Source organism: Vreelandella sp. L-15, assembly GCF_056857635.1.
Genome location: NZ_JBSXNN010000027.1, coordinates 61,151 through 70,022 on the forward strand (window position 1 = coordinate 61,151; position 8,872 = coordinate 70,022).

The window sequence follows — 8,872 nt, forward strand, 5'->3', positions numbered from 1 at the left end:
GGAATAGCCCTCGTATCGAAATGCAGACAGTGCCACACTCGCTTACCTCTTTCGCGCTATCGGAAATGCCATGAAATTACTTCAGCGCTCCCTGGTTGCTCGCATCATTGCGTCCTTGCTTGCCATTAGCGGGATGGCGCTCATCAGTATCACCCTGACCATGACAATGTCTAACAGCAGCCGTGGCGATGCTGCCGCGATTAATGTCGCTGGCTCATTACGCATGAATGCCTATCAGATTATGGGAGCCTTGCAACGCCTGGAGTATGCTCCAGAGGAGACAAGCGCAGAACAGCTCGAAGGACTGATTTCGAGCTTCGATCAACGCTTGTATGGCACAACGCTTCAACAAACGATCCCCATTGATGATCGTCATGAGCGCCGCCGTCAACTGGAAAAACTTCAGAGCTACTGGCAACACTCGCTTCGCCCGGCACTAGAGGCTCCGGCCGCTGCCACGGCGCTAGACCTCGCTACGCTAGAAATGATGATCGTTGAGATGGTCAGTGACATTGAAGTGCTAGTGACCTATCTGGAGCAGAGCACCGAGGCTAAGGTGCGGCTACTGGGGATGATGCAACTGCTTTTTCTGGTGCTGATCGCTATCGTGGTTTCGATAGCCCTTTACGATGTTCGCCATAACCTGGTAGTGCCGCTGCGCCAGCTGATGGTGCTTGCCCGCGAGGCGGCGCAACGTAATTTCAAGCCACGCTCAGAGCTACGCGGCAGTGATGAGCTGGCTTTGCTGGGCCACACCTTTAATAAGATGTCTGCCGAGCTGGCAACCAGCTACGCCGCATTGGAAGACAAGGTGTCGCGCAAGAAGCAGGAGCTTGAACGCAGCAATCAGGCACTGCAGGTTATGCACGATGCAAGTCTTTCACTATATGGCGGCGGTAACGACCTTTGCTCTAGCGCAGCACCGATGTTACGTGAACTGGAAAAGCTGCTGAATATTGGGCCGATACGGCTTTCTCTCAACGATCCTTTCGACCAACGGGAAATGCCGGTTTTAGAAACCCACTCGCGTACCCGACCAGAGTATTGCCGTGACCAGGAGTGTCACGCCTGCCTGATTGATCCTCGGCCCCTTGAGCTGGTCACAACAGACAAGTCACAATGCCTGCTGCTTCCTATTGGCGTAGGTGACACGCTATTGGGCACTCTGGAGGTGTGGCACCCCCAGGAGCGGCTTAACGATAGTACCCGCCGTCTGCTCACCATGTTAGCCGACCAGCTCGCCACGGCGGTGTACCTGCAGCGGCGTATCGAAGAGCAGCAGCACGTCACGCTGATCAACGAGCGAACCATCATTGCGCGGGAGCTGCACGACTCTCTAGCCCAATCGCTTTCTTATCTAAAGATGCAGGTCGCTCGACTCGAACGCATGCAGCAAAAAGAAGCATCCCGAGAGGCGCAGTCTGCGGTATGCGATGAGCTGCGTACCGGATTAAACAGCTCCTATCGTCAGCTACGTGAGCTACTCACTACCTTCCGACTCAAACTAGAAGGGCCGGGACTGCAATTTGCCTTACGCCAGACCGTCGATGAGTTTAGCCAGCGCATGGGGGCAACGGTCGAGCTTGACTACGATGTGCCGCCTTACCTACTTAATCCCAATGAAGAAATTCACGTGCTGCAGATCATTCGTGAGGCGCTGGCCAATACCCACAAGCACGCCCAAGCCCACTGGGCTGGGGTCACGGTGCGTTTCGCCGATGCTCGCGTACTAGTACGTATTGAGGATGATGGCATCGGCCTGGAAGACGATAGCTCGCCACCTATGCACTACGGTTTGGTGATCATACGCGACCGGGCTACGACCCTGAATGGGGAACTGAGTATCGCCAACCGCCCTACTGGTGGTACCGGTGTTAAACTTGTCTTTACGCCGTTGACCGCTCGCTTAATTCAACAGCAGCCCGATTCGGCTGCCTCCGATTCTCACTTAGGCACAGGGACTTCTTAATGACGCTGACCACCGCCAACGATACACCCGCCAGCCTGATGATTATTGATGACCACCCGCTACTCCGGCGTGGCGTCGCTCAGCTGCTTGGGCTAGAGGACGATCTTGAACTGGTTGGCGAGACGGGTGACCCTGAAGAAGGCATTGCACTGGCCCTCAAACTTGAGCCTGACCTAGTTTTACTGGATTTAAACATGCCGGGCGTCAATGGCTTAGAAGCCTTGCGCCGCCTACGGGAAGCCAACTATAGCGGCCGTGTGGTGATGTTCACTGTTTCCGACCATGAGGATGATGTTGTCGCCGCACTGCGTAACGGTGCCGACGGTTACCTGTTAAAGGATATGGAGCCTGAAGACATGGTTCGCCAACTGCGTCAGGCTGCTTTGGGGCGCATGGTCATCAGCGAAAGCCTGACCGCCTTACTCGCTGAAGCGCTTCGTAATCAGCGCAATGCCCCCACCACCCCTGATGTTCATAGCCTAACGCAGCGTGAACGTGAAATTCTGCAACAGCTTGCTGGCGGCCTCTCCAACAAACTCATTGCGCGCAAGCTGGATATTACTGAAGGCACGGTCAAGGTCCACGTCAAGCACCTGCTCAAAAAGCTCAACTTGCGTTCACGTGTTGAAGCCGCCGTCTGGGCCGTTCAGGCAGGTATCGATCACTAGCTGGTTCTGTGTGGTTACCTCTAAAGACTCCCAGCGTACTTTTTGTTCTGATCCGCCTTTACCCCCTCTCGATTTTTTGTCTTTAAAATCAATGAACCTTGGCTTTTCAGCGACTACCTCTCAAGAGGTATATCGCTGATTTATAGGTCATTTCCCTTAGTTTCCCAACCCCCTTTGCAAGCGTATCTTGCCTTCTAACTGCCAAACGCAGAAAGGTTTGATGCCAAGGGGAAACCGCCATGAGCAAGATAAATGCCGACATTGAGAAATGGAATGTCGAAGACGCCCAATTCTGGGAACAGGAAGGCAAACACATCGCCAACCGCAACCTATGGATATCCATTCCCAGCCTGCTGATGGGCTTTGCTGTCTGGATGATGTGGGGAATGATTACCACCCAGATGCAGAACCTGGGTTTTTCGTTCACGGTTAACCAGCTATTTTCACTGACGGCGCTTGCCGGTCTAGCAGGTGCCACCCTGCGCATCCCAGCATCGTTCATGATCCGCATCGCTGGCGGGCGTAACACTATCTTCCTGACCACCGCGCTATTGATGATCCCCGCAGCCGGCACTGGTATCGCCTTGATGAACCCAGGCACGCCGTTCTGGGTTTTCCAGGCGTTGGCACTACTTTCCGGTATCGGCGGTGGTAACTTCGCTTGCTCGATGAGCAACATTTCCACCTTCTATCCCAGCAAGCAGCAAGGTTACGCCCTGGGCATGAATGCGGGCCTCGGCAATTTCGGCGTTACCACCATGCAGATTGTGATCCCGCTGGTGATGACCGTCGGCATTTTCGGCGCTATGGCCGGATCGCCGATGGAATTGCAAAGCGCTAGCGGTACGTTGATCGGCCGTATCGAAGCAGGTACCGATACCTGGATCCAGAATGCTGGCTTTATCTGGCTTGTTTTTCTGATTCCGCTGGCGTTCGCCGGTTGGTTCGGTATGAACAATCTACGCACCATTACGCCCAATCCTGGTTCCCCGCTGGCGGCTTTCGGCAAAATATTAGGCCTCTACGGCGTCGGCCTGGTGACCGCCATCGTCGGCATGTTGGCACTCGGCTGGCTTAATATGTGGATTGCCCTGCCGCTAACTATCGTTCTGACCCTTGTGTTGCTGCGCCTGATTCCTGGCGACATCAAGCCCAATATCCAGAAGCAGTTCGCAATATTTTCCAATAAGCACACTTGGTCAATGACCATCCTCTACATCCTGACCTTTGGCTCCTTTATCGGCTTCTCTGCGGCCCTGCCGCTTTCCATCAACGTCATCTTCGGCAACATGATGGAAGCGACAGCCGACGGCACACTGATTCGCGTGGCCAACCCAGAGGCGCCCAGCGCTTTGACCTGGGCCTGGATAGGCCCCTTCGTAGGCGCCCTCATACGCCCGTTGGGCGGCTGGATCTCCGATAAAGTGGGCGGCTCCATCGTTACCCAAATAATCTCTGCGGTCATGGTGGTCGCCTCTATCGCCACCGGTTACGTGATGATGCAGGCCTATAACGCCACCGATCCTAATCAATTCTTCTGGCTATTCCTGCTGCTATTCATCGTGTTATTCGCCGCCAGTGGTATCGGCAACGGCTCTACCTTCCGCAGCATCGGGGTTATTTTCGACCAGCAGCAGAAAGGCCCGGTACTTGGCTGGACCTCAGCCGTCGCTGCCTATGGCGCCTTCATCGCCCCGCGGGTAATGGGCGAGCAAATCCAGGCCGGCACACCGGAGCTTGCCATGTACGGCTTTGCGGTCTTCTACGCCATCTGTCTGGTCATCAACTGGTGGTTCTACCTACGCAAAGGTGCCTACGTTAAGAACCCCTAAATAGGGCTTGCGTCTTTACGCCCGGAGCCAAGCTCCGGGTCTTCACCCCCTACCCCAATGCGGGAGGACACCATGAAAATCATGATCGCCTATGACGGTTCGCGAAACGCCAAGCTGGCACTCGCTCAGGTCGTCAATATGTTCCGCTGTAACCAACCCCTGCTGGTACTGGTTGGCGTGGTGGAGAACCCACTCGACGCTACCGATAACAACGAGGTGCTTTTTCAGCAGGAGCACGATGAGGTTAAACAACACCTTCAAGAGGGCGTGGCATTCGCCATCGGTGAGGGCTTCCAGGCCGAGCAGCTTCTCGCCGAGGGGGATGCACGCAAGATGCTGCTTCAGGCCACTCGCAAACTCTCGCCAGACCTACTGGTCATTGCCCGCCATAGCCATCAGCCGGACGGCGGCATCATCGCCAAGTCGTTGACTTATTTTGTTGATGAACTCGACTACATGACTTTCGGCAGCGTCAGCTCGTTCCTGGCCCGGCGCGCCGAGTGTCCCTTGTTGATCCTACCCAGCCCTTAAGCAGCCTCTAACCACATTTGGGACACAGGACGATACGACCATGAAAGTTTCCGCTGTATTCAAGTTTCGCAGCCCTGAAATCCGGGCCTTGCACCTGACCTGGATTGCTTTCTTTATTACCTTTTACGTGTGGTTCAACATGGCACCGCTCGCGTCGAGCATGCTCAAGAGCGTCGACTGGCTGACCACGGATGATCTCAAACTATTCGCCATCTGCAACGTCGCCTTGACCATTCCCGCGCGCATCATCGTTGGCATGGCGCTGGATCGATTCGGCCCGCGACGGGTGTTCTCGGTGCTTATGGTAACTATGTCACTACCGGCACTGGCGTTTGCTTTCGGTAACAGCATGACGCAGCTGTTGGTGGCGCGCTTAGTACTGAGTTCGATTGGTGCCAGCTTCGTGGTGGGTATTCACATGACGGCGCTGTGGTTCAAGCCCAAGGACATCGGCTTCGCCGAAGGCTTTTACGCTGGCTGGGGTAACTTCGGTTCCGCCGTAGCGGCCATGTCGCTGCCGACTATCGCCCTGAGCATGTATGGCGGCCCGGATGGATGGCGCTGGGCCATCGCGCAGAGTGCCCTTGTTATGGCCGCTTACGGTGTTTACTACTGGTTCGCGATCACTGATGGCCCAGATGCCCAGGCCCACCGCAAACCACGTAAGACCGCCGCCATGGAAGTGAGCTCCTGGGGCGATATGATCAAGCTGATCATCTGGACGATCCCGCTGGTCGGCGTACTCGCCATCCTGGTCTGGCGCATCCAGTACATGGGCTATTTATCCATCACCGGGGCGGTCATCGCTTATCTCACCATCGTGGCGATCGTTATTTATCAGATCATACAGATCCTGCGGGTCAACCTGCCGATTCTGCGCAAGGGGGTGCCTGAGGATGACAAGTACTCGTTCAACAGTGTGGCTGCGCTTAACAGTACTTACTTTGCCAACTTCGGCGCTGAGCTGGCGGTGGTATCGATGCTGCCCATGTTCTTTGAGGAGACCTGGGGGTTGAATGCCGCCACGGCCGGTCTGATCGCTGCATCGTTCGCTTTCGTCAACTTGGTGGCGCGCCCCATGGGCGGCATGGTTTCCGACCGTATGGGTAACCGGCGTTTTGTGATGCTGTGCTACATGTTTGGCATTAGCGTGGGGTTCTTACTGATGGCCATGCTCAATTCGCGTTGGCCACTCATTCTGGCCATTGCGGTGACCATCGGCACCTCGATTTTCGTACAAGGGGCTGAGGGAGCGACTTTCGGCATCATTCCCTCCATCAAGCGCCGCATCACTGGGCAAATCTCGGGCATGGCCGGCGCCTACGGTAATGTTGGCGCGGTGGTTTACCTCACCATCTTCACGTTTGTCACACCGTCGCAGTTCTTCTACATCATCGCGACCGGCGCCTTCATTAGTTGGGTTATCTGCCTAGTGTGGCTCAAGGAGCCAGAAGGCGCTTTCGATGACGAATACTACGTCTCTTCAGTCGATAGAGACATCGAAGAACAGGCTCTTCAGAACGCCAAGCACTGAACGGTCGGAATATCTGTAGCATCACGGCACTTTCGCGTCGATTGGATCCGGACAGTGCCTCTAGATTCAGAAGAGCGCCCCCAGAGCGCCCTTAATCAGGATCCGTGATGTCCTCAATCCAGGTTAAGGCCGCCACAGCAGTCGGAAATCCGGTGGTAGGAATCGCTAACATGGCTACTTGTTTTAGTTCCTCGGCACTCACTCCCTCCTCCAAGGCACGACGCACATGGGAGTGAACGGCCCCTTCGGAGCGTGCCCCTATGGCCAGCGAGAGTTTTATCAAGCGTCGGCTACGTTCATCAAGCGGCCCAGCTTTAGCACAGGCTTTGCCCAAAGCGGCATAAGCTTCCCATATCTCAGGATACTGGTTTGCGACATCTCCAGCTCCAGAAGGCAAATCATGCTTTGTCATAGTGCAATACCTTAACGATAAATTGAAGTTCACAGTATAGAAGTACAGCAACTAAATGCCACACACCACACTTAAGAGCTAAACACAGCAATCGAACCAAGCATTATTAATGAGGACATTCGATGTATATTGGCTATATCCAACGTCTTAAGCTCTGCATTAAGTGGACTTATGCCAACCCGGAAATGGCGTCTCTTCCTGCAAATGACGCAACTCAGGTTGATGAGCTTCAGCGATTTGCGTTACCCGATTCACGCCCTCTTCCAATAAATGCACTTCTATTTGGCGGCGATCCTCACGCCCTTGCCGCCGCACAACCAATGATAGCTGCTCACAGCGATCAACTAGCGCCACCACCCCATGATGTTTTGATTGAAGCCGTTCCGCTAGCTCCCCCACCGTCGCCCAGTCTCTTCCATGGAAACCACGAAGATGTAGCAATAGTTGATACTGCAAGGGCGTCAGCCCATAGCGGCGACAGATATCTTCACTATGGCGAAGAAAGCAACGCAACCGGTAACGAAATTGCGACAGCCGCTCAAAGTCGCTTTTATCAAGTGTCTGAGGGTTATTCATTTTTCCAATTCTCTTTACCACATACTCGGCTATTGCTGACTCGCCAATTTAGAGCGCTTTAGAAAAATACAATATCACACTATGATACAAATAACCATTGAGATTACACCTGCAGGGGGTATCTGAAATGAGAGCACTCACTTTTCTCAAATTACCATTCAACCATCGTGAAGGCTGGAAAGAGCTACAGGCTTCCTCCCCCTCCATTCCTTTACTAGCTTGGCTGGTGGTGTTACCCATGTCCCTCTTGCCGCCAGTAATGCTCTATTATGCGGGCACCCATTACGGCGATGCATTTATGGCGGGCTTTGCTGACCGAGAGTGGCGTTTTATCACGACAATTATTTTCCTAGCAGAGATATTGAGTTTTTTCGTTATTGGCTGGGTAATCTACGCTGTAGTCAATGGAACTGAAGAGCTATCTATCAGCTATCAAGATGCCTATTTACTTGCCACACTTGCACCACTACCGTTATTCGTCGCTTCATTGGCACTATTGGTACCCAGCTTACTTTTCAACGTAGTGGTTATACTTAGCGGGCTGGGCATCTCTTGCAGCTTGATTTACCACGGCTTACAAGCACTCTGTACCCATCAAGAATTTGATGTTGCTACGATTTCAGCCACTTACACAATCATGGCTGCCAGTGCTCTGGGGTGGGGTATTTTGTTTGCTGTTATCTGGGCTTATTAAGCCATGAATATTAGGCGCACTGGCACCAACCCATTCATCGTCAAGCCCAATGATGACGCGTGAAGCAAACGGTCTAACGTTGAGAAGTGGGTAATGTGTGCGCCAGGCAGGGCGATGAGCAAAATTCACGATCACTGGCGTCTTCCTCTTCGAGCGCTGATAGCACCAGCTCTTTGATTACTGGAAGGTGGGAATCTTCAATTTCACGAGCGGCGGTTAGTAGGGTAACCCGCCCCGCTCGTGCGAATCTCATTAAAGGCAGTAGCTTATCAGGACATGCCTTCAGCTCACGCTTGTAGCGCTCAAGAAAGAGTGATTGACTGATTTTTTTCTGTCGATACTGACTGCATAATTGAGAGGCAGGCGCTATCTCTGGATACCACTCATTCAGTGCCAATAAATTGGGAAACAGCCCGCTAGGACGTACCCGATCAACCAGCACGCGCGTGCCGTCGTGATCCTCTATCGGCGCATATATACGCTTTAACATGATTTCATACGACATCGTTTATATACTCCTGAATCCGTGAAGCCGGCGCCGACACTTTCCCTATCACCGCCAGCGAGCACTTTTTGATCATTCGCCCCGTGCAAGTTGGCTTTCGCAAGCCCGTTATTGCCAAAACCCACCGTGCTGATCGGTGCTGACGGCCCGT

Annotated in this window: 9 protein-coding genes; 6 read left to right on the plus strand and 3 right to left on the minus strand. The window is 53.7% G+C overall.

What is annotated here, in order from left to right; genetic code table 11:
* Positions 1-70: 70 nt before the first annotated feature.
* From AC13CY_RS02890 to AC13CY_RS02910, 5 genes are all read left to right on the plus strand, one after another.
* Complete coding sequence (locus AC13CY_RS02890) at positions 71-1,969, plus strand: type IV pili methyl-accepting chemotaxis transducer N-terminal domain-containing protein (protein WP_172515289.1); 1,899 nt, start codon at positions 71-73, stop codon at positions 1,967-1,969.
* Positions 1,969-2,637: a two-component system response regulator NarL gene (gene narL, locus AC13CY_RS02895; RefSeq protein ID WP_062375273.1), complete on the plus strand. Its 669-nt coding sequence runs from the start codon at positions 1,969-1,971 to the stop codon at positions 2,635-2,637. Before AC13CY_RS02890 ends, narL begins: the two co-directional genes overlap by 1 nt.
* Before the next feature lie 239 nt (positions 2,638-2,876).
* Positions 2,877-4,469 (plus strand): MFS transporter, encoded by a 1,593-nt coding sequence (locus tag AC13CY_RS02900; protein ID WP_062362539.1) that lies wholly within the window; start codon positions 2,877-2,879, stop codon positions 4,467-4,469.
* Positions 4,470-4,541: 72 nt separating this feature from the next.
* Positions 4,542-5,000, plus strand: coding sequence for a universal stress protein (locus tag AC13CY_RS02905; RefSeq protein ID WP_009724647.1), 459 nt, complete (start codon positions 4,542-4,544; stop codon positions 4,998-5,000).
* A 40-nt stretch (positions 5,001-5,040) separates the two neighbouring features.
* Complete coding sequence (locus AC13CY_RS02910; RefSeq protein WP_288101723.1) at positions 5,041-6,534, plus strand: MFS transporter; 1,494 nt, start codon at positions 5,041-5,043, stop codon at positions 6,532-6,534.
* Between the two features lie 91 nt (positions 6,535-6,625).
* Here AC13CY_RS02910 and AC13CY_RS02915 read toward each other — a convergent pair whose 3' ends face one another.
* Positions 6,626-6,946, minus strand: a complete 321-nt coding sequence (locus tag AC13CY_RS02915; RefSeq protein WP_062362547.1) for a carboxymuconolactone decarboxylase family protein — start codon at positions 6,944-6,946, stop codon at positions 6,626-6,628.
* 159 nt (positions 6,947-7,105) lie between these two features.
* The gene (locus AC13CY_RS02920) at positions 7,106-7,522 is read right to left on the minus strand and encodes a MarR family winged helix-turn-helix transcriptional regulator (protein WP_039858438.1); all 417 of its coding nucleotides are present in this window, start codon (positions 7,520-7,522) and stop codon (positions 7,106-7,108) included.
* Positions 7,523-7,649: 127 nt separating this feature from the next.
* Between AC13CY_RS02920 and AC13CY_RS02925 the strand changes: the two genes are divergently transcribed.
* A complete protein-coding gene (locus AC13CY_RS02925) occupies positions 7,650-8,216 on the plus strand; it encodes a YIP1 family protein (RefSeq protein WP_089674616.1) in 567 nt (188 codons plus the stop codon).
* Positions 8,217-8,289: 73 nt separating this feature from the next.
* On the opposite strand, the gene AC13CY_RS02930 is transcribed toward AC13CY_RS02925, so the two are convergent.
* Positions 8,290-8,721 carry a DUF488 domain-containing protein gene (locus AC13CY_RS02930; protein WP_084354696.1) on the minus strand — a complete coding sequence of 144 codons (432 nt, stop codon included), beginning with the start codon at positions 8,719-8,721 and terminating at the stop codon, positions 8,290-8,292.
* Between the last annotated feature and the right edge of the window lie 151 nt (positions 8,722-8,872).

Bases quoted from the DNA above. Each gene is read 5' to 3' on its own strand.
- AC13CY_RS02930 (WP_084354696.1), bottom strand. From the start codon at position 8,721: ATGTCGTATGAAATCATGTTAAAGCGTATATATGCGCCGATAGAGGAT.
- AC13CY_RS02915 (WP_062362547.1), bottom strand. From the start codon at position 6,946: ATGACAAAGCATGATTTGCCTTCTGGAGCTGGAGATGTCGCAAACCAG.
- narL (WP_062375273.1), top strand. From the start codon at position 1,969: ATGACGCTGACCACCGCCAACGATACACCCGCCAGCCTGATGATTATT.
- AC13CY_RS02910 (WP_288101723.1), top strand. From the start codon at position 5,041: ATGAAAGTTTCCGCTGTATTCAAGTTTCGCAGCCCTGAAATCCGGGCC.
- AC13CY_RS02890 (WP_172515289.1), top strand. From the start codon at position 71: ATGAAATTACTTCAGCGCTCCCTGGTTGCTCGCATCATTGCGTCCTTG.
- AC13CY_RS02920 (WP_039858438.1), bottom strand. From the start codon at position 7,522: ATGAATAACCCTCAGACACTTGATAAAAGCGACTTTGAGCGGCTGTCG.
- AC13CY_RS02925 (WP_089674616.1), top strand. From the start codon at position 7,650: ATGAGAGCACTCACTTTTCTCAAATTACCATTCAACCATCGTGAAGGC.
- AC13CY_RS02900 (WP_062362539.1), top strand. From the start codon at position 2,877: ATGAGCAAGATAAATGCCGACATTGAGAAATGGAATGTCGAAGACGCC.
- AC13CY_RS02905 (WP_009724647.1), top strand. From the start codon at position 4,542: ATGAAAATCATGATCGCCTATGACGGTTCGCGAAACGCCAAGCTGGCA.